The organism is Streptomyces sp. NPDC000345 (genome assembly GCF_042898825.1).
GTDB lineage: Bacteria > Actinomycetota > Actinomycetes > Streptomycetales > Streptomycetaceae > Streptomyces.
This window is the reverse complement of sequence record NZ_JBIAZE010000010.1, coordinates 39610-57985: the sequence shown is the minus strand read 5'-3', so window position 1 is coordinate 57985 and position 18376 is coordinate 39610. Positions and strand designations below refer to the sequence as shown.

Here is an 18376-nt window from a genome sequence, read left to right as displayed (position 1 = left end):
GTCAGGCGTCCTTGCGCCGGAACCAGCCCCGTCCGGCCGGCGGTGCCGACGGTGCCGCCGGTGCCGGGGGCGGCGGAGGCGGCGACTGCGGGGCGGGTCCGCCGAACGGGGGCAGCGCCTTGAAGCGTTCGTCGAAGGTCACCGTCGGCGTGATCCGCCCCAGCGCCGCACGGACGAGCGTGAGCGGATGGCCGGGGAACCGCGCGTCCCACCGCTCCTCGTCACCCACGTGGTACGGCAGACCGCCGATCTGGTCCCCCACGTAGGGGTGCGGCCGGAAGTAGTCGGCCGGCCCCACCTGGGCCATGACCATCGCCTCCCGCATCCCGGTCGTCGCGCCCTCGGCGGCCTGCACCTTCACCACGGTGCTGCACCCTTCCTTCGGCACGGTCCACGTGCCGAGGAAGGCCTGCCCGGGCCGGCTGCCCAGCGGCATCTTCACCAGCTGGCGGACGGCCGGGACGCCGTCCACGGCACCGGGCACCGCCTCGATCAGACCCCCACCCGCTCCGGCCGTGCCGTGGGCGAGCCCCGCCCGCAGCCGCTCCGGCTCGTGCAGCGGGGCCGGCAGGTCGGGCACCAGCGGGAAGAAGTGGACCGACAGGACGAGCCCCGCCTCATCGGTCCACACCCCCGGCTCGCGCTCGGTGAAGCCGGTGAGGTCGAGGCCGGTCATCGGCGTCATGGCGATCACGGTATTCCCCCTTGTCGTAGACATGATCATCGGCTCGCCGATTCTGACACCCGCGGAACGGCTCGAGCGTGGATTGCATAAACGTGCAGCGAAACGTATAGTCATGCCGTCTAGAGGAGGAGTCCATGGCGGTACGTGCGGCAGTGGCCGGAGCGAGCGGGTATGCGGGCGGCGAGTTGCTGCGCCTGCTCCTCGCGCACCCCGAGGTCGAGATCGGCGCCCTGACCGGCAATTCCAACGCGGGTCAGAAGCTGGGCGCGCTCCAGCCGCACCTGCTGCCGCTGGCCGACCGCGTCCTCGAGAACACCACCGCCGAGGTCCTGTCGGGACACGACATCGTCTTCCTGGCCCTCCCGCACGGACAGTCCGCCGCCGTCGCCGAGCAACTCGGCCCGGATGTCCTCGTCGTCGACATGGGCGCCGACTTCCGGCTGAAGGACGCGGCCGACTGGGAGCGGTTCTACGGCTCCGCGCACGCCGGGACCTGGCCCTACGGCCTCCCCGAACTGCCGGGCGGCCGCGCCGCGCTGGAGGGGTCCAAGCGCATCGCGGTCCCCGGCTGCTACCCCACGGCCGTCTCACTGGCGCTGTTCCCCGCGTACGCCGCCGGGCTCGCCGAGAACGAGGCCGTGATCGTCGCCGCCTCCGGCACCTCCGGCGCGGGCAAGGCGCCCAAGGCGCACCTGCTGGGCTCCGAGGTCATGGGCTCGATGTCGCCGTACGGCGTCGGCGGCGGCCACCGGCACACGCCCGAGATGATCCAGAACCTCAGCGCCGCTGCGGGCGAGCGGGTCTCCGTCTCCTTCACGCCCACCCTCGCGCCGATGTCCCGCGGGATCCTCGCCACGTGCAGCGCGAAGGCCCGGGCGGGCGTCACCGCCGAGTCCGTCCGCGCCGCCTACGAGAAGGCCCTCGCCGACGAGCCCTTCGTCCACCTCCTCCCCGAGGGCCAGTGGCCCGCCACGGCGTCCGTGTACGGTTCCAACGCCGTTCAGGTGCAGGTCGCCCACGACGCGGCCGCGGGCCGGATCATCGCGATCAGCGCCATCGACAACCTCACCAAGGGCACCGCGGGCGGTGCCGTCCAGAGCATGAACATCGCCCTCGGTCTCCCCGAGGGGCTGGGACTTTCCACGATCGGAGTCGCACCGTGAGTGTCACGGCAGCCAAGGGATTCACGGCGGCGGGCATCGCCGCCGGGATCAAGGAGAACGGCAACCCGGACCTGGCCCTCGTGGTCAACAACGGGCCCCGTCTGTCCGCCGCGGGCGTCTTCACCTCCAACCGCGTCAAGGCCGCGCCGGTCCTGTGGTCCGAGCAGGTCCTCAAGAGCGGCGAACTGACCGCGGTCGTCCTCAACTCCGGCGGCGCCAACGCCTGCACGGGACCGAAGGGGTTCCAGGACACGCACGCCACCGCGGAGAAGGCGGCCGAGTCCCTCAACAGCGCCGGGCTCGACGAGACGGGCGGCCACGCCGCCGGCACGATCGCCGTGTGCTCGACCGGTCTCATCGGTGTGCTCCTGCCGATGGACAAGCTGCTGCCGGGCATCGACAAGGCCGTCGCCCAGCTCAGCCCGCACGGCGGCGAGAAGGCGGCCATCGCCATCAAGACCACCGACACCGTCCACAAGACCTCCGTGGTCCAGGGCGACGGGTGGACCGTCGGCGGGATGGCCAAGGGCGCGGGCATGCTCGCCCCCGGCCTGGCCACCATGCTGGTCGTCCTCACCACCGACGCCGACCTCGACAGCGCGACCCTGGACAGGGCGCTGCGCGCCGCCACCAAGGTCACCTTCGACCGGGTCGACTCCGACGGCTGCATGTCCACCAACGACACGGTGCTGCTGCTCGCCTCCGGCGCCTCCGGCGTCACCCCGCAGCACGAGGAGTTCGCGGCGGCCGTACGGACCGTCTGCGACGACCTCGGCCAGCAGCTCATCCGCGACGCCGAGGGCGCCAGCAAGGACATCAAGGTCGAGGTGGTCAACGCCGCGACCGAGGAGGACGCCGTCGAGGTGGGCCGCTCCATCGCCCGCAACAACCTCCTGAAGTGCGCGATCCACGGCGAGGACCCCAACTGGGGCCGTGTCCTCTCCGCGATCGGCACCACCGGGGCCGCCTTCGAGCCCGACCGGCTGAACGTCGCCATCAACGGCGTCTGGGTGTGCAAGAACGGCGGCGTCGGTGAGGACCGCGACAAGGTCGACATGCGCTACCGCGAGGTGCACATCGTCGCCGACCTGGCCGCCGGCTCGGAGACGGCCACCATCTGGACCAACGACCTGACCGCGGACTACGTCCACGAGAACAGCGCCTACTCCTCATGAGCAACGCACCCACGCGGAAGCACACCGCGCTCCCCAAGGCCCAGATCCTCATCGAGGCACTGCCCTGGCTGACCCGGCACAACGGCAAGACCGTCGTCATCAAGTTCGGCGGCAACGCCATGGTGAACGAGGAGCTGAAGGCCGCCTTCGCCCAGGACGTCGTCTTCCTGCGGCACGCCGGCCTCAACGTCGTCGTCGTGCACGGCGGCGGCCCGCAGATCAGCGCCGCCCTCGACCGGCACGGCATCGTCAGCGAGTTCAAGGCGGGCCTGCGCGTCACCACCGAGGACGCCATGGACGTCGTACGGATGGTGCTCGCCGGGCAGGTCCAGCGCGAGCTGGTCGGGCTGCTCAACCAGCACGGCCCGCTCGCGGTCGGCCTCACCGGCGAGGACGCGCACACCATCACCGCCACCAAGCACCAGCCCGAGATCGACGGGGAGTTGGTCGACATCGGGCGGGTGGGCGAGATCACCGCGATCGACACGGGCGCGATCGAGGCCCTGCTCGCCGACGGCCGTATCCCGGTCGTCTCCTCGATCGCCCGCTCCCAGGACGACGGACATGTCTACAACGTCAATGCTGATACGGCGGCTGCGGCACTCGCTGCGGCACTGGACGCCGAAACCCTCATGGTCCTCACGGACGTCGAGGGACTCTACGAGGACTGGCCCCACTCCGACGAGGTGATCAGCCGGCTCACCGCTTCCCAGCTGGAGAAGCTGCTGCCGGAGTTGAGCTCCGGCATGGTCCCGAAGATGGAGGGCTGTCTGCACGCCGTGCGCAACGGCGTCACCACGGCCCGGGTCATCGACGGGCGGGTCCAGCACTCGATCCTGCTGGAGATCTTCACCGACGAGGGCATCGGCACGATGGTCGTGGCCGACGAGCGGCAGGGGGATGCCGAATGACCGCGAACTCCGCCAACGAGCAGCTGACCCAGCGGTGGCAGGGCGCGCTCATGAACAACTACGGCACCCCCAGGATCCCGCTCGTCCGCGGTGAGGGCGCCCGGCTGTGGGACGCCGACGGCAAGGAGTACCTCGACTTCGTCGGCGGCATCGCGGTCAACGCCCTCGGCCACGCCCACCCGGCGGTCGTCGAGGCGGTCAGCCGGCAGATCGCCTCCCTCGGCCATGTCTCCAACCTCTTCGTCGCCGAGCCCCCCGTCGCCCTCGCCGAACGGCTCCTGCGCCACTTCGGCCGGGACGGCAAGGTCTTCTTCTGCAACTCCGGCGCCGAGGCCAACGAAGGCGCCTTCAAGATCGGCCGGCTCACCGGGCGGCCGCACATGGTCGCCACCCACGGCGGCTTCCACGGCCGGACGATGGGCGCCCTCGCGCTCACCGGCCAGCCCGGCAAACAGGCGCCGTTCCTGCCGCTGCCCGGCGACGTCACGCACGTCCCGTACGGCGACGCGCAGGCGCTGGCCGCCGCGGTGACCGAGGACACCGCTCTCGTGATCATCGAGCCGGTCCAGGGCGAGAACGGCGTGGTGGTGCCCCCGGCCGGCTATCTGAAGGCGGCTCGGGCGATCACCGCCGCCACGGGATCGCTGCTGGTCCTCGACGAGGTGCAGACCGGCATCGGGCGGACCGGGCAGTGGTTCGAGTACCAGGCCCACGAGGGCGTCCTGCCGGACGTCGTGACGCTGGCCAAGGGGCTCGGCGGCGGGCTGCCGCTCGGCGCGACCGTCGCCTTCGGGCGGGCCGCGGACCTGCTCCAGCCGGGCCAGCACGGTACGACCTTCGGCGGCAACCCGGTCGCCTGCGCGGCCGGCCTCGCCGTCCTCGACACCATCGAGAACGAGGGATTGCTGGAGAACGTCAAGCGGCAGAGCGAGAAGTTGCGCGGCGGAATCGAGGGTCTGGGCCACCCGTTGATCGATTATGTCCGGGGCGCGGGCCTGCTCCTGGGTATCGTGCTCTCCGAGCCGCTCGCGCCCCAGGTGCAGCAGGCGGCTCAGGAGGCCGGATTCCTCGTGAACGCGCCCGCCCCCGACGTCGTCCGGCTGATGCCGCCGCTGAACCTCGGTGACGACGCGGTGGAGGCGTTCCTCGGGGCGCTGCCCGGCATCCTCGACACAGCGAACGGGGACGGATCCGGAGAATGAGACGACGATGAGCCAGGCGCAGGACCACGAGCAGCCGGGGGCCAACGGGCCCGCCGTGCCGCAGACCCGCACCGCCCGCCACCGCCGGATCGTGGACATCCTCAACCGGCAACCCGTGCGTTCGCAGAGCCAGTTGGCGAAGCTGCTCGCCGACGACGGGCTGAGCGTGACGCAGGCGACGCTGTCGCGGGACCTGGACGAGCTGAACGCGGTGAAGATCCGCAACAACGAGGGCGACCTGATCTACGCGGTCCCGAGCGAGGGGGGTTTTCGCACCCCTCGGGCGCCGCTGGGGGAGTCGGCCAAGGAGGAGCGGATGCGGCGGCTGTCGCAGGAGCTGCTGATCTCCGCGGAGGCCTCTGCCAACCTCGTGGTGCTGCGCACCCCGCCGGGGGCGGCCCAGTTCCTCGCCTCGGCGATCGACCAGGCGGAGCTGCACGACATCCTCGGGACGATCGCCGGTGACGACACGCTGCTGCTGATCAGCCGCGAGCCGACGGGGGGTCAGGCCCTGGCCGACCACTTGCTGCGGTTGGCTCAGAACGGCCACTGAGGGGGTGGCCGCGGGGTCGGCCGGCTGCGGGCGGCGCGCGGCTGGTCGCGCAGTTCCCCGCGCCCCTGGGGAGTCGCGGTCACGCGCGCTGCCCGGCTACCGCTCGTGAGCCGCGGGCATGCGTGCCTCCCTCACGCCTTGAAGGCCTGGGAGGTACCCCGGGGCGGCACGGGTGGGCGCGGGCGGCATCCGTCAGCGCCGGGCCGCGCGACCCACCCCCGGTCAGCCCAGGCGCCGGGCCAGTCCCCCCGTGCACCGCACCTCGTCGCCCGCCGTGATCAGCAGCGCCTCGACGTCCGGCAGCGACTCCAGCCAGGCCAGCGCCTCCCGCGACCCCATCGCGAAGGCGGCCGTGGCCCAGCAGTCCGCCCACGTCAGCCGGGGCGCCACCACCGTCACGGCGACGAGATCGGTCACCGCGGACCGGCCCGTGCGCGGGTCGACGATGTGCGCGCCCCGCTCCGCCGTACCGGACGTCGCCACCGCCAGCTCGTCCGCCCCCGCCGCCGACACCACCGCCGCGAGCCCGCCGGGGCGCAGCGGATCGGACACCCCCACCCGCCACGGCCGCTCCGGCCCGGGAACGCCCAGGAGCTGCACGTCCCCGCCGCCGTTGACGCTGACGCCGCTCACCCCGGCCACCCCGGCGACCAGCCGAGCCGCCCGCTCGGCGGCCCAGCCCTTGACGATCCCGGTCGGGTCGAGCCGGCCCTCGTAGCGCATGCTGAACCAGCCCTCGCTCGCCCGCTCCGCCTCGGCGCCCAGCTCCAGCACCTCGGCCACCTCGGGGTCGCAGTCCGCGAGCGCCAGCTCACCGCGGGCCAGCCGGGAGACCTGGCTCTCCTCGCGGTAGGTGCTGAACACCTCGTTCACCCGGTGCAGCGAGGCCACCGCCTCGTCGAGCGCCGCACGCACCGCGCCGGGATCCCCGCCGCGGACGTCGAAGGAGAAGACGGTCCCCATGACCTCCTCCGCCAGACGTACCGCGGCGGGAGCCGCTGCCGACTCGGCCACCGTGTCAGTCACCGGCCTGGTCCAGCGCGGACTGCAGGGACTTCTTGTAGCCCTCGCTGGTGTAGGTGGCCCCGGAGACGGTGTCGATGTCGGCGCTGCCGGCGGCCACCGCCGCCTGGTTGAGCTTGGGGACGGAGAGCTCGGTCTTCTGCGAGCTGGTTCCGCCGGAGGGAGCCTGGACGGCCTCGGCCTTGGTGATCTTGCCGTCGGCGACGGTGATACGGACCTGCACCGGCCCGTACTGCGTCTGCGCCACGCTGCCGGTGAAGGTGCCGGAGGCCTGGGCGGCGCCCGAAGAGGCCCCCGAGCCGGACCCGGCGTCGGACCCGGCGTCGGACCCGGCGTCGGACGACGACCCGGCCTTCTCCTTCGCCTGGTCCAGCGCGGACTGCAGGGACTTCTTGTAGCCCTCGCTGGTGTAGGTGGCCCCGGAGACGGTGTCGATGTCGGCGCTGCTGGCGGCCACCGCCGCCTGGTTGAGCTTGGGGACGGAGAGCTCGGTCTTCTGCGAGCTGGTTCCGCCGGAGGGAGCCTGGACGGCCTCGGCCTTGGTGATCTTGCCGTCGGCGACGGTGATACGGACCTGGACGTTGCCGTACTGCGTCTTGACCGCGTCACCGGTGAAGGTGCCGGAGGCCTGCGCGCTGCCCGATCCGGACCCCTGGGAGGACCCCGCGCTCGCGTTCGCCTTGTCGATGGCCGACTGCAGGGACTTCTTGTAGCCCTCGCTCGTGTAGGTCGCCCCGGAGACGGTGTCGATCTCCGAGGTCTGCTGGGCGAGCACCGCGGCGTTGAGCTTGGGGATGGCCAGCTCGGTCTTCTGGGTGCTGGTCCCGCCCTCGGGCGCCTGGACGGCCTCCGCCTTGGTGATCTTGTTGTTGACGACGGTGATGCGCACCTGGACGTTGCCGTACTGCGTCTTGACCGCGTCACCGGTCATGGTGCCGGAGACGACCGCGCCGGATCCGCCCTGCGCCGCTTCCTGCGCCGCCGCGCCCGAGCCCGCCGCCTGGGTGGACGTCGGGTCGGTCGACGGCTTCAGCGACAGCAGCAGCACGATCCCGGACACGGTGGCGGCACTGGCCAGCACGACCCGCCGAAGAGGGTGGCTCTTCCTCATCTGTTCCTGAGCTCCTGATTCACGTCGAATGCCGAGGGTCCTGCGGAGGGTTCGTCGCTCACATCTCGAACGACTCGTGATGAATACGGCGGGCCGGGACCCCGGCGCCGCGCAGTGCCTCGTACACCCCCTGGGCGAAGCCGTTGGGCCCGCACATGAAGACGTCGTGGTCGTCGATGTCGGGGATCTTGCGCTGCAGGGACTCCGCCGAGATGTCGGGCCGCGCCCCGTCGGGGCTGTTGACCGCGTACATCAGCCGGGCCCCGCGCTCGTCGGCGATCTTCGCCAGTTCGTCCCACAGCGCCAGGTCCTGGGTGCTGTTGGCCCGGTAGAGGAGCGTGATGTCACCGGGCGCGCCCGGCAGCGTCTCGAACAGCGTCCGCATCGGCGTGATGCCCACACCGCCGGCCACCAGCAGCACCTTGCCGCGGCTGCGGCGGGACGCGGTCATCGCGCCGTAGGGGCCCTCGGCCCACACCTTCGTGCCGGGCCGCAGCTCGCGCAGCGCCGCGCTGTGGTCGCCGATCGCCTTGACCGTGATCCGCAGCAGCTCGGGGCGAGGGTTCGCCGAGAGCGAGTACGGGTGGGAGCTGAACCGCATCCCCGGGGCCAGGAACCGCCACCGGAAGAACTGCCCGGCCTCCGCGCCGATCCGGTGCAGCTTGCGTCCGCCGATCAGCACCGACACGATGCCGGGCGTCTCCTCGATGACCGCCTCGACGTACATGCGGTGACGGAGGTTCAGCCGGATCGGGGTGAGGATCCGGTACCAGACGACCAGCGCGGTGACCGAGCCGTACAGCCCGTACCAGACGGTCTTGGCGGCGGGCTCGATCGCGAAGTCGTTGCCGGTGGTGATCTGGTGCCAGAAGGTCAGGAACACCGCGGCGTACGTCATCAGGTGGATGTGGTACCAGGTGTCGTACGGCATCCGCTTGCGCACCCCGCCGATCGACACCAGCCCGATGATCAGCAGCAGACCGGTGCCGATCGCCGCCTTGCCCATGTCGGGCAGCTGGTTGATGGAGTCGATCGTCTGCTGGACGATGTCGCCGAGCGACTTGCCGGCCTGCAGCGCGTACCCCCACATGATGAGGAACACGTGCGCGAAGGTCAGGCTGAGGGTGTAGCGGCCGCTCATCGCGTGCCAGCGCGCCACCCGGTCCGAGCCCACCCGCCGCTCCAGAGCCGGCACCCGGGCCATCTGCAGCACGACGAGCGCCATCATGTAGCCGGCGAGCAGACCGGTGATCCGTCCCGCGTTGAGGATCTTGCTGTTGTCGTCGGCGATGTTCGGCGTGTTGGCCCACCACAGCCACAGCACGCCCGCCGCGCCCGCCCATACGGCGAGCAGCAACGGGACGGCCGGGGATCGGCGCGGGCGGATGCGGCGCATCGTCTGGCGGCGGGCGGCACGTCCGCCTGCGATCGTGGTGGTCACGGTTCCTCCGTGGGGACTTGACCCTTGGCGCCCACAGATACGTGCCTCGACCGCTTTGTGTTCAGAGCCCCGCGGAGTCCAGCGCGGACTGGAGTGACTGCCGGTAACCGTCGCTCGTGTACGTCGCTCCCGAAACGGTGTCGATCTCCGCGCTCTGCGCCGCCAGCGCCTCGCTCCGCAGCTGGGGGATGGCGTACGCGTTGATCTGCTGGTCGCGCGGGTTCTCCTGGGGGTACGTCACCGCGGTGACGTCCGTGATCTTGCCGTCGACGACGGTGATCCGCACCTGAACCGGGCCCCAGCGGGTCTGCACCGACTCACCGGTGACGGTCTTGCTGCCCTTGACGGTGCCCGAGCCGGACGCGCTCGAACTGCTGGACGGCGCCGGTGCCGTGACCGACACCGACTCGGGCGCCGTGTGCGGTTTCAGCGTGAGCAGCATCACCACGCCGGACACGGTGGCGGCACTGGCCAGCATGATCCTGCGGAAGGGCCGGTTCTTCTTCAGCGCGTGCACGGGGATGACCTCACAGCTCGAACGACTCGTGGTGGATACGCCGGTCCGGGACCCCGGCCGCGTGCAGCGCCTCGTACACGCCGCGGGCGAAGCCGTGCGGACCGCAGATGTAGACGTCGTGGCCGGCCAGGTCCGGCACCGCCGCGCGCAGCGACGCGGCGCTCAGGTCGGGCCGCTGTCCCTGCGGCCCGTTGAGCGCGTACAGCACCCGCGCACCCCGCCACTGCGCGATCGCCTCCAGCTCCGCGCCGAGCGCGAGATCCTCGGCCGAGTGCGCGCGGTACAGCAGGGTCACCTCGCCGGGCAGCGTCTCGAACAGCGCCCGCAGCGGGGTGATGCCGACACCCGCCCCGATCAGCAGCGACTTGGGCGCGGTGCGCCGGTCCGCGGTCATCGCGCCGTACGGCCCCTCCGCCCACACGCGCGTGCCGGGCCGCAGCAGGGCGACGCGCGCACTGTGCTCACCGAGCGCCTTGACGGTGATCCGCATCAGGTCCGGGCGGGGCGGCGCCGACAGCGAGTACGGCGTCGAGGTCCGGGCCAGACCCGCCCCGAGGAACCGCCAGCGGAAGAACTGCCCGGCCCGCGCCCCGAGTTCGTCCAGCCGCTCGCCGCGTACGACGACGGAGTACACCTCCGGCGCCTCCCGATGCACGGATTCCACCCGCAGCCGGTGCCGCAGGTTCAGCCGTACGGGAACCAGGACCCGGAACCAGAGCACCAGCCCCGCGACCCCTAGGTACAGGGCGTACCAGGCGGCCGTGGCCACCGGATGACCGTTGAAGTCGTTGCCCAGGGCCAGCTGGTGGCCGAAGGCGAGGAACACGGCGGCGTAGGTGAGGAGGTGGACGTAGTACCAGAACTCGTAACCGGTACGGCGGCGCACGGCCCGCGCGGAGGTGACGCCGACCGCGAGGAGGATCACCGTGCCGGCGGTGGCCTTCAGCATCTCGGGGTAGTCGAGGATGACGGACAGGGACTCGTCGACGAGCGACCGGCGGTCCTGGGCGGCGTACCCGGCGAGGATCAGCACGACGTGCGCGAGCAGCAGACAGATCGTGTAGCGGCCGGCCATCGCGTGCCATCGGGCCACCCGGTCGGATCCGATCCCCCGTTCGAGAACCGGCACGCGCGCCATCAGACCGACGAGCACCGCGCAGGCGTAACCGCTCAGCAGCCCGGCGATCCGCCCGGCCCCGGTCAGCCAGCCCGCCGCACCGACCACGGACCCCGTGTCGGACCACCACAGGGCGAGCACGGCCGCGGCCCCCGCCCAGAGCACGGCGAGCACGGGGCCCGCGGGGGAGCGCCGGCGCGCCGGCACCAGGGCGGGTGCGGTCCGTCGCTCGTACAGGGTGGTCATGTCGCGGGTCCTTCCGAAGCGGTGCCGGGACGACGCAACTGTGCGCGGCGAACCTCTGAGATCGCTCTGAGCAGCCGCTCCGCACGGCGGACTCAGAGGAAACTCAGAGCGTGCGCGGACCCCGGCCGGGCCGGTCAGGGGTGATCCTGGTACAGCCATGAACACCACCCGCTCCGGGCGCCCCGCCCTCACCCGTCCCGACGGCACCCCGCTGCGCGTCCTGGTCGTCGACGACGACCCCGACCTCGCGGAGGTGCTCTCGGGCGCGCTGCGCTACGAGGGCTGGCAGATCCGCACCGCCGGCGACGGCGCGTCCGCGGTGGCGGCGGCCCGGGAGCTGATGCCGGACGCCGTCGTGCTGGACGTGATGCTCCCCGACACCGACGGCTTCGCCGTCCTGCGCTCCCTGCACACGGTGAAACCGGACGTCTGCGTGCTCTTCCTCACCGCGCGGGACGCGGTGGAGGACCGGATCGCCGGCATCACGGCGGGCGGCGACGACTACGTCACCAAGCCCTTCAGCCTGGAGGAGGTCGTCGCCCGGCTGCGCGGACTGCTGCGCCGCGCGGGCATGGCCCGCCAGCAGGAGGAGGGCCCGCGGATGGTGGTCGGCGACCTGGTGATGGACGAGGAGGCCCGGGAGGTGACCCGTGCGGGCGAGCTGATCGAACTCTCCCCGACCGAGTTCGAACTCCTTCGCTTCCTCATGCGCAACCCGCGCAGGGTGCTGAGCAAGACACAGATCCTCGACCGGGTGTGGTCGTACGACTTCGGCGGCCGCGCCCATGTCGTCGAGCTGTACATCTCCTACCTGCGCAAGAAGGTGGACGCGGGCCGGGAGCCGATGATCCACACCGTACGCGGGGCGGGGTACGTGCTGAAGCCGGCGGCGTCATGAGGATCCGGCTGCCCCGCACCCCGCTGCCGCGCACCCTGTTGCCCCGCACCCTGCGGGCCCGTCTGACCGCCGGCCTGCTGGTGCTGCTCGCGGTCAGCTGCGCGGCGGTGGGGGTGGCCGCGGTGGTGGGGCTGAACGGCTTCCTCACCAGCCGTCTCGACGAGCAACTGAGCGAGGTCGGCGTCCGCTTCCCGGCCAGCCTGGAGCACGGCGGCCTGCTGCCGGACGACCACGACGGGGACGAGCGCGGCGACACCCGGCGGCAGGCGGTGGGCACCTTCGGCGCGCGGCTGGTGAACGGCACCGTGACCAACGCCGCCGTGGTCCCCTCGGCGGGCGCCGAGACGACGGACCTGACGGTCGACCTGAGCGAGGCCGACCAGAACGCGCTCGCCGCGCTGCCGGCCGACGGCCGGGCCCACACCGTGCACCTCTCCGCCCTTGACGAGTACCGGGTCAGGGCGACCGCGGGACTGGACGGAGACGTACTGGTCACCGGTCTCCCGCTGGAGCCGGTGGAGGCGACGGTCCACCGCCTCGAACTCGTCGCCGCGATCGTCTTCGGCGTGGCCCTGGCGGTCGCGGGCGTGCTCGGAGCCCTCTGGGTGCGCTGGTCCCTGCGTCCGCTGAGCCGGGTGGCGGCGACGGCCACGCGGGTGAGCGAACTGCCGTTGGCGAGCGGGGAGGTGGCCCTGCCGCCGCGGGCCCCCGCGGCGGACCCGCACAGCGAGGTGGGCCGGATGGCGGGGGCCTTCAACCGCATGCTGGGCCACGTCGAGGACGCCCTCACCAAGCGGCACGCCAGCGAGGAACGCCTGCGCAGCTTCGCCGCCGACGCCAGCCACGAACTGCGCACCCCGGTCGCCTCGGTGCGCGGCCACGCCGAACTGGCCCTGCTCCACCCGGGCCCGGTCCCCCCGGAGGTGACCCGGGCCCTGGAACGCATCGCGGCGGAATCCTCCCGGATGGGCGAGATGGTCGACGACCTGCTGCTGCTGGCCCGCCTGGACGCCGGCCGCCCCCTGGAGAGCCTTCCCGTGGACCTCACCCACCTGGTCCTCGACGCGGTGACCGACGCCAGGGCCGCGGGCCCGGACCACCGCTGGACCCTCGACCTCCCGGAGGAACCGGTCACCGTCACCGGCGACGAACACCGCCTGCACCAGGTGCTCGCCAACCTCCTGGCCAACGCCCGTCAGCACACGCCCGCGGGCACACAGGTCACGGTGACCCTGGAGACGGACGGTGGCACGGCCGTGCTCAGGGTCCACGACGACGGCCCCGGCGTCCCCGCCGACATCCAGCCCGGCGTCTTCGAACGCTTCACCCGGGCCGACCGCCGCCGCTCCACGGATCCCGGCGGCGCCGGAGCGGGCCTGGGCCTGTCGATCGTGGCGGCGGTGGTGGAGGCACACGAGGGAAGTGTGAGCCTGAAGAGCCACCCGGGCTCCACGACGTTCACGGTCGAACTGCCGGCGAGCCGGTCCTAGGCGAGCGGCCGCTCAAGGGGTCGGCGGGAGAGGGAGCGGAAGGCCCGGGAGACCGTCGATGCTCGTGGCGATGTGCTCCTTCTTCCCGAAGTACGCGTCGAGGGACTCGTCGTCCTCCCGCGCGAACCGCTTCGCGTGCAGGTCCCGGTCCGCGTCGTACGACATGAAGGGCACCGCGTATCCGCAGGTGTCCCGCACGAGGTCGGCGTGCACGACGACGATCGCGCGCAGCCCGTGCGGAGCCGGGTCGATGCCGGGGAAGCGGCTCAGGAGGTCCTTGAAGCGGGGGTCGTCCCGGAAGACCGGCTCTCCCCGTCCGTGCACCCGCACGATGTTCGGCGGGCCCTGGAACGCGCACCACATCAGGGTGATCCGCCCGTTCTCCCGCAGATGCGCGACGGTCTCCGCGTTGGACCCGGCGAAGTCGAGGTAGGCCACGGTGTGTTCGTCGAGAACCGCGAACGAACCCTTCAGGCCCTTGGGGGAGAGATTGATCGTGCCGTCCGCGGCCAGCGGCGCGGTGGCGGTGAAGAAGAGGGGCTGCTCCTCGATGAACGTACGGAGCCTGCCGTCGATGCGCTCATAGGTCTTTCCCATGTCTAACGATTATCGGGGAAAGCCGCTCGCGCGTCCGAGGGAACAGGAGATTCCCTCGGTGGGTGCGCCTGGTGTGCGGACCTGTCGCAGCGGCCGCCCCGGCCGGCGCTTCCTCGGGGCGGCCACCGCGCCTGTCACGTCACTTGTTCAACGTGCAGGCGGCCAGGGAGTCGAGGCCGGTGGGCTTGGCGGCGGTGCGGCCGATGGAGATCGCGATGCGGTCGATCGTGGAGGCGCGCTTGCCCTGCAGGGGGCCGAGGATGGCGTTCTGCACGAAGTTGGGGCCGCCCTGGCCGACGGTGTTCTGGAGGCGGGTGTTGGCCTCCTGGATCTGGGTCTGGAGCAGGGCGAGGTTGCGGTCGACCTCGGCCTTGGCGGAGGCGGGGACGGCCGGGAGCTTCGAGGCGACGTCCGGGCAGGTGATGGTGCCGGCCGCGCCGGCGTTGCCGGTGTTCCCGTTGCCCGCGTTGCCGTTGCCGTTGCCGTTGCCGTTGCCCGTGTTCCCGGCGGCCTGGGTCGCCGACGCGCTCGGGGTGGCGGCCGCCGCGCCGCCGGTGTTGGCCGCGCCGCCCGCGTTGAGGGCGCAGGGCGCGAGCGCGTCCAGGCCGGTCGGCTTGGCGGCGGTGCGGCCGATCGCCGTGGCGATGCGGTTCACGGTCGCCACCCGCTTGTCCTTCAGGGGGCCGAGGATGGCGTTCTGCACGAAGTTGGGGCCGCCCTGGCCGACGGTGTTCTGGAGGCGGGTGTTGGCCTCCTGGATCTGGGTCTGGAGCAGGGCGAGGTTGCGGTCGACCTCGGCCTTGGCGGAGGCGGGGACGGCCGGGAGCTTCGAGGCGACGTCCGGGCACACGATCGTGCCGGGACCGGCCGCGAGCGTCTGGGCGTTGGTCGAGCCGCTCTTGGACTCCCCCGCGAGGGCGGAGTTCACGACCACAGCGCCGGTCAGGGCCAGAGCGGCGGCGCCGCCGATGATCGCCACACGACGCTTGTTGTACTTCGGAAGAGCCCTGGACATGCGGATGCCTCACTTGGGTCAGGAGTGGGTTGACGAACGCGGCGCCGGCGTTCGGGTGTGAGTACGGGTAAGCGGTTGCCGTTGTTCAAGGTGACTTCAAAATCTCTGAAGATCTCCGCGGAACCCGTAGAATTGACGAATCATGCAGAGGGCTGCATAATCATGCATGACCTTGACTGTGGCGTGAGGAGCAACGCAAGTGAGCAGCAACAGCGGTGACGTCCGGCTCTGGGGCGGCCGTTTCGCCGACGGCCCCGCCGAGGCCCTGGCCAAGCTGTCCGCGTCCGTCCACTTCGACTGGCGGCTCGCGCCCTACGACATCGCCGGTTCGCGCGCCCACGCACGCGTGCTGCACAAGGCGGGCCTGCTCACCGAGGACGAGCTCACCCGGATGATCGCCGGACTCGACCGGCTCGAGGCGGACGTCGCCGACGGCTCCTTCGTCGGCACGATCGCCGACGAGGACGTGCACACCGCCCTGGAGCGCGGGCTCCTGGAGCGCCTCGGCCCCGACCTGGGCGGCAAGCTGCGCGCGGGCCGCTCCCGCAACGACCAGGTGGCCACCCTGTTCCGGATGTACCTGCGCGACCACGCCCGGATCGTCGGCGGCCTGATCGCCGAGCTCCAGGACGCCCTGATCGGCCTGGCGGAGGCCCACCCGGACGTCGCCATGCCCGGCCGCACCCACCTCCAGCACGCCCAGCCCGTGCTCTTCGCCCACCACGTCCTCGCCCATGCGCAGTCCCTGTCCCGGGACGCCGAGCGACTGCGCCAGTGGGACGAGCGCACCGCCGTCTCGCCCTACGGCTCCGGCGCCCTGGCCGGCTCCTCCCTCGGCCTGGACCCGGAGGCGGTCGCCGCGGACCTCGGCTTCGAGCACGGCAGCGTCGGCAACTCCATCGACGGTACGGCCTCCCGCGACTTCGTCGCCGAGTTCGCCTTCATCACCGCGATGATCGGGGTCAACCTCTCCCGGATCGCCGAGGAGATCATCATCTGGAACACGAAGGAGTTCTCCTTCGTGACGCTGCACGACGCGTTCTCCACGGGCTCCTCGATCATGCCGCAGAAGAAGAACCCGGACATCGCGGAGCTGGCGCGCGGCAAGAGCGGCCGCCTCATCGGCAACCTCACCGGCCTGATGGCGACCCTCAAGGCCCTGCCCCTCGCCTACAACCGCGACCTGCAGGAGGACAAGGAGCCGGTCTTCGACTCCTGCGACCAGCTCGAGGTGCTCCTCCCGGCCTTCACCGGCATGATCGCCACCCTCACGGTCAACCGCGAGCGCATGGAGGAACTGGCCCCGGCCGGCTTCTCCCTCGCCACCGACATCGCCGAGTGGCTGGTCAAGCAGGGCGTGCCCTTCCGGGTCGCGCACGAGGTCGCGGGGGAGTGCGTCAAGGTCGCCGAGGCCGAGGGCAAGGAACTGGACGAGCTGACGGACGAACAGTTCGCGAAGATCTCCGCCCACCTCACCCCCGAGGTCCGCACCGTCCTCAACGTCCCCGGCGCCCTGGCCTCCCGTGACGGCCGCGGCGGCACCGCCCCGAGCGCGGTGGCCGTCCAGCTGGCCGAGGTGAAGGCGGACGTGGCGGCCCAGCACGCGTGGGCCGACGCCAAGAAGCGGTAGGCCGAACGTCGCGGTCAGGCCGGTGGGCGATGACACCGCCCGCCGGCGACCGGGGAGCTCTCCGGACCGTGCGGTGGTGCCCCGGAGCACCTGGGCCCGTGCGCGGTGCCCCGGTGCGCCCCGGTCGTGCGTCCGTGGCCGGGAGGGTCCTGGTCGTGCGCCGGTGACCCGGAGCGCCCCGGTCGTGCGTCCGTGGCCGGGAGCGTCCTGGTCATGGCTGCTGCCTGGGGCGGGCGGCCGAGGCCTGCCGGGCGTCCGCGCCGGAGCTGACGTGGCGCTGGGTCTCCTGGGGGCCGTGCCAGTCCAGGCACATGACGGTGGCGTCGTCCGCGAGCCGGCCGTCGGCTGCCTCCCGGACCGCGGACGTCAGCGCGAGCGCGGTTTCCCGCGGGTGCAGGTCCCTGGTGCCCTTCAGCAGGGCGGGCAGGTCGACCGTCTCCCCATGACGTTCGAGCATGCCGTCGGTCAACATGAGCAGGCGGTCACCGGGGCGCAGATCGAGGTCCTGGACGCGGTAGGGGTGGGGCGTGAACTCGGACATGCCGAAGGGATGGTCCACCTCGCAGGTGATCGTCTCCACGTCCCCCTCGCGCATGCGCAGCGGCCAGGGGTGACCGGCGTTGACGAGCTGGGCCCGGCCGGTGCGCAGATGGACGCGCAGCAGCTGCCCGGTGGCGTGACCGTGACCGTGGTCGATCAGTGCCCGGTCGGCCCGGTGCGCCTGCTCGGCCAGGTCGGCTCCCGCGCGGCGGGCGCCGCGCAGGGCGCTGACCAGGAGCGTGGCAGTCAGGGCGGAGTCGATGTCGTGGCCCATGGGGTCGGTCACCGACACATGCAGGGTGTCGCGGTCCAGGGTGTAGTCGAACGTGTCGCCGCTGAGGTCCTCGGAGGGCTCCAGGTTCCCGCTCAGTGTGAACTGCGCGGCCTCGCACGACAGGGACGGGGGCAGCAGCTGGTACTGGATCTCCGCTGCCAGGGTGGGGGGCCGGGAGCGCTTGCCCCAGGTGTAGAGGTCGGTGAAGCGCCCGTTGGCGATCACGATGTAGGCCAGGAGGTGGGCGGCCTCCCCGACCTGGTCGAGCACGTCCTCGCCGGGGTCGGTCGGCAGGATCAGTTCCAGCAGCCCGATCGCGTCCCCGCGGTTGGTGACCGGCACGATCACCCGCTGTCCTTGCCCGGTCGCCTCCTGGTACAGCCGCTGGGTGCGGATGACCTCCTCGTAGACGCTGCCGAACATCGGGATCCGCTCCGCCTCCCGCCCGCCCTCCGCGGTGGCGGTGGACAGCCGGGCCACCGACTTCCCCGTCAGGTCCACGATGAGGAAGGAGACCTCCGTCGCCTCGAAACGCCGCCGCAGGTCCTGGGCGACCACGTCGACGGCGTCCACCGGCGCCGCCGTCTCCGCAGCCGTCAGCAGCCCGGGAATCCCACTCTGCCCACCACGCACGACCGCGGTCCCTTCACCAGCCCCACCTACCAGCTTGGGAACCGCGGCGCCGAGCGTCAACCCGTGAACGGACGCGGGAAGCGGAGCGGTCGCGTGGTGCGTGCGGTCACAGGAGGGAGAACACGGCCCGGACGACGAGGCCGGCCGCGTCGGCA

Annotated in this window: 17 protein-coding genes; 8 read left to right on the top strand and 9 right to left on the bottom strand. The window is 72.0% G+C overall.

Annotation, left to right across the window (positions count from 1 at the left end):
- Position 1 precedes the first annotated feature (1 nt).
- Positions 2-685: a hypothetical protein gene (locus ACFY30_RS24175; protein WP_390847222.1), complete on the bottom strand. Its 684-nt coding sequence runs from the start codon at positions 683-685 to the stop codon at positions 2-4.
- A gap of 134 nt (positions 686-819) precedes the next feature.
- Here ACFY30_RS24175 and argC point away from each other — a divergent pair, with 134 nt between their 5' ends.
- The 5 genes from argC to ACFY30_RS24150 are packed head-to-tail and all read left to right on the top strand — an operon-like array spanning position 820 to position 5689.
- Positions 820-1848 carry an N-acetyl-gamma-glutamyl-phosphate reductase gene (gene argC / locus ACFY30_RS24170; protein ID WP_390847221.1) on the top strand — a complete coding sequence of 343 codons (1029 nt, stop codon included), beginning with the start codon at positions 820-822 and terminating at the stop codon, positions 1846-1848.
- The gene (gene argJ / locus ACFY30_RS24165) at positions 1845-3023 is read left to right on the top strand and encodes a bifunctional glutamate N-acetyltransferase/amino-acid acetyltransferase ArgJ (protein WP_390847220.1); all 1179 of its coding nucleotides are present in this window, start codon (positions 1845-1847) and stop codon (positions 3021-3023) included. Before argC ends, argJ begins: the two co-directional genes overlap by 4 nt.
- Positions 3020-3934, top strand: a complete 915-nt coding sequence (gene argB, locus ACFY30_RS24160; RefSeq protein ID WP_390847219.1) for an acetylglutamate kinase — start codon at positions 3020-3022, stop codon at positions 3932-3934. Before argJ ends, argB begins: the two co-directional genes overlap by 4 nt.
- A complete protein-coding gene (locus ACFY30_RS24155; RefSeq protein WP_390847218.1) occupies positions 3931-5136 on the top strand; it encodes an acetylornithine transaminase in 1206 nt (401 codons plus the stop codon). Before argB ends, ACFY30_RS24155 begins: the two co-directional genes overlap by 4 nt.
- 7 nt (positions 5137-5143) lie before the next feature.
- Positions 5144-5689, top strand: coding sequence for an arginine repressor (locus tag ACFY30_RS24150; RefSeq protein ID WP_390660841.1), 546 nt, complete (start codon positions 5144-5146; stop codon positions 5687-5689).
- 222 nt (positions 5690-5911) lie between these two features.
- Here ACFY30_RS24150 and ACFY30_RS24145 read toward each other — a convergent pair whose 3' ends face one another.
- The 5 genes from ACFY30_RS24145 to ACFY30_RS24125 form a co-directional block, all read right to left on the bottom strand.
- Entirely contained in the window at positions 5912-6652 is a 741-nt protein-coding gene (locus tag ACFY30_RS24145; RefSeq protein WP_390847424.1) for an FAD:protein FMN transferase, read from the bottom strand.
- 55 nt (positions 6653-6707) lie between these two features.
- Entirely contained in the window at positions 6708-7823 is a 1116-nt protein-coding gene (locus ACFY30_RS24140; protein ID WP_390847217.1) for an FMN-binding protein, read from the bottom strand.
- 58 nt (positions 7824-7881) lie between these two features.
- On the bottom strand, positions 7882-9264 hold the full coding sequence (locus tag ACFY30_RS24135) for a ferric reductase-like transmembrane domain-containing protein (protein ID WP_390847216.1): 1383 nt from the start codon (positions 9262-9264) through the stop codon (positions 7882-7884).
- A 61-nt stretch (positions 9265-9325) separates the two neighbouring features.
- The gene (locus ACFY30_RS24130; protein WP_390847215.1) at positions 9326-9781 is read right to left on the bottom strand and encodes an FMN-binding protein; all 456 of its coding nucleotides are present in this window, start codon (positions 9779-9781) and stop codon (positions 9326-9328) included.
- A gap of 10 nt (positions 9782-9791) precedes the next feature.
- Positions 9792-11144, bottom strand: a complete 1353-nt coding sequence (locus ACFY30_RS24125) for a ferric reductase-like transmembrane domain-containing protein (protein ID WP_390847214.1) — start codon at positions 11142-11144, stop codon at positions 9792-9794.
- 157 nt (positions 11145-11301) lie between these two features.
- On the opposite strand from ACFY30_RS24125, the gene ACFY30_RS24120 reads away from it, so the two are divergent.
- Positions 11302-12042 carry a response regulator transcription factor gene (locus ACFY30_RS24120; RefSeq protein ID WP_390847213.1) on the top strand — a complete coding sequence of 247 codons (741 nt, stop codon included), beginning with the start codon at positions 11302-11304 and terminating at the stop codon, positions 12040-12042.
- Positions 12039-13532, top strand: a complete 1494-nt coding sequence (locus tag ACFY30_RS24115; RefSeq protein WP_390847212.1) for a sensor histidine kinase — start codon at positions 12039-12041, stop codon at positions 13530-13532. The genes ACFY30_RS24120 and ACFY30_RS24115 overlap by 4 nt, the downstream gene beginning before the upstream one ends.
- Before the next feature lie 12 nt (positions 13533-13544).
- On the opposite strand, the gene ACFY30_RS24110 is transcribed toward ACFY30_RS24115, so the two are convergent.
- On the bottom strand, positions 13545-14129 hold the full coding sequence (locus ACFY30_RS24110) for a pyridoxamine 5'-phosphate oxidase family protein (protein ID WP_390847211.1): 585 nt from the start codon (positions 14127-14129) through the stop codon (positions 13545-13547).
- A 139-nt stretch (positions 14130-14268) separates the two neighbouring features.
- On the bottom strand, positions 14269-15144 hold the full coding sequence (locus tag ACFY30_RS24105) for a hypothetical protein (protein ID WP_390847210.1): 876 nt from the start codon (positions 15142-15144) through the stop codon (positions 14269-14271).
- Between the two features lie 199 nt (positions 15145-15343).
- On the opposite strand from ACFY30_RS24105, the gene argH reads away from it, so the two are divergent.
- Complete coding sequence (gene argH / locus ACFY30_RS24100) at positions 15344-16774, top strand: argininosuccinate lyase (protein WP_390847209.1); 1431 nt, start codon at positions 15344-15346, stop codon at positions 16772-16774.
- A gap of 211 nt (positions 16775-16985) precedes the next feature.
- Here argH and ACFY30_RS24095 read toward each other — a convergent pair whose 3' ends face one another.
- Entirely contained in the window at positions 16986-18221 is a 1236-nt protein-coding gene (locus ACFY30_RS24095; RefSeq protein ID WP_390847208.1) for a PP2C family protein-serine/threonine phosphatase, read from the bottom strand.
- Positions 18222-18376: the final 155 nt, after the last annotated feature.

What these genes read in the sequence shown, in the direction of transcription:
- ACFY30_RS24105 (WP_390847210.1), bottom strand. Translation starts at nt 15,144, where the DNA reads ATGTCCAGGGCTCTTCCGAAGTACAACAAGCGTCGTGTGGCGATCATC.
- ACFY30_RS24175 (WP_390847222.1), bottom strand. Translation starts at nt 685, where the DNA reads ATGACGCCGATGACCGGCCTCGACCTCACCGGCTTCACCGAGCGCGAG.
- ACFY30_RS24155 (WP_390847218.1), top strand. Translation starts at nt 3,931, where the DNA reads ATGACCGCGAACTCCGCCAACGAGCAGCTGACCCAGCGGTGGCAGGGC.
- ACFY30_RS24140 (WP_390847217.1), bottom strand. Translation starts at nt 7,823, where the DNA reads ATGAGGAAGAGCCACCCTCTTCGGCGGGTCGTGCTGGCCAGTGCCGCC.
- ACFY30_RS24125 (WP_390847214.1), bottom strand. Translation starts at nt 11,144, where the DNA reads ATGACCACCCTGTACGAGCGACGGACCGCACCCGCCCTGGTGCCGGCG.
- argC (WP_390847221.1), top strand. Translation starts at nt 820, where the DNA reads ATGGCGGTACGTGCGGCAGTGGCCGGAGCGAGCGGGTATGCGGGCGGC.
- ACFY30_RS24145 (WP_390847424.1), bottom strand. Translation starts at nt 6,652, where the DNA reads ATGGGGACCGTCTTCTCCTTCGACGTCCGCGGCGGGGATCCCGGCGCG.
- ACFY30_RS24110 (WP_390847211.1), bottom strand. Translation starts at nt 14,129, where the DNA reads ATGGGAAAGACCTATGAGCGCATCGACGGCAGGCTCCGTACGTTCATC.
- ACFY30_RS24120 (WP_390847213.1), top strand. Translation starts at nt 11,302, where the DNA reads ATGAACACCACCCGCTCCGGGCGCCCCGCCCTCACCCGTCCCGACGGC.
- ACFY30_RS24150 (WP_390660841.1), top strand. Translation starts at nt 5,144, where the DNA reads ATGAGCCAGGCGCAGGACCACGAGCAGCCGGGGGCCAACGGGCCCGCC.
- ACFY30_RS24115 (WP_390847212.1), top strand. Translation starts at nt 12,039, where the DNA reads ATGAGGATCCGGCTGCCCCGCACCCCGCTGCCGCGCACCCTGTTGCCC.
- argB (WP_390847219.1), top strand. Translation starts at nt 3,020, where the DNA reads ATGAGCAACGCACCCACGCGGAAGCACACCGCGCTCCCCAAGGCCCAG.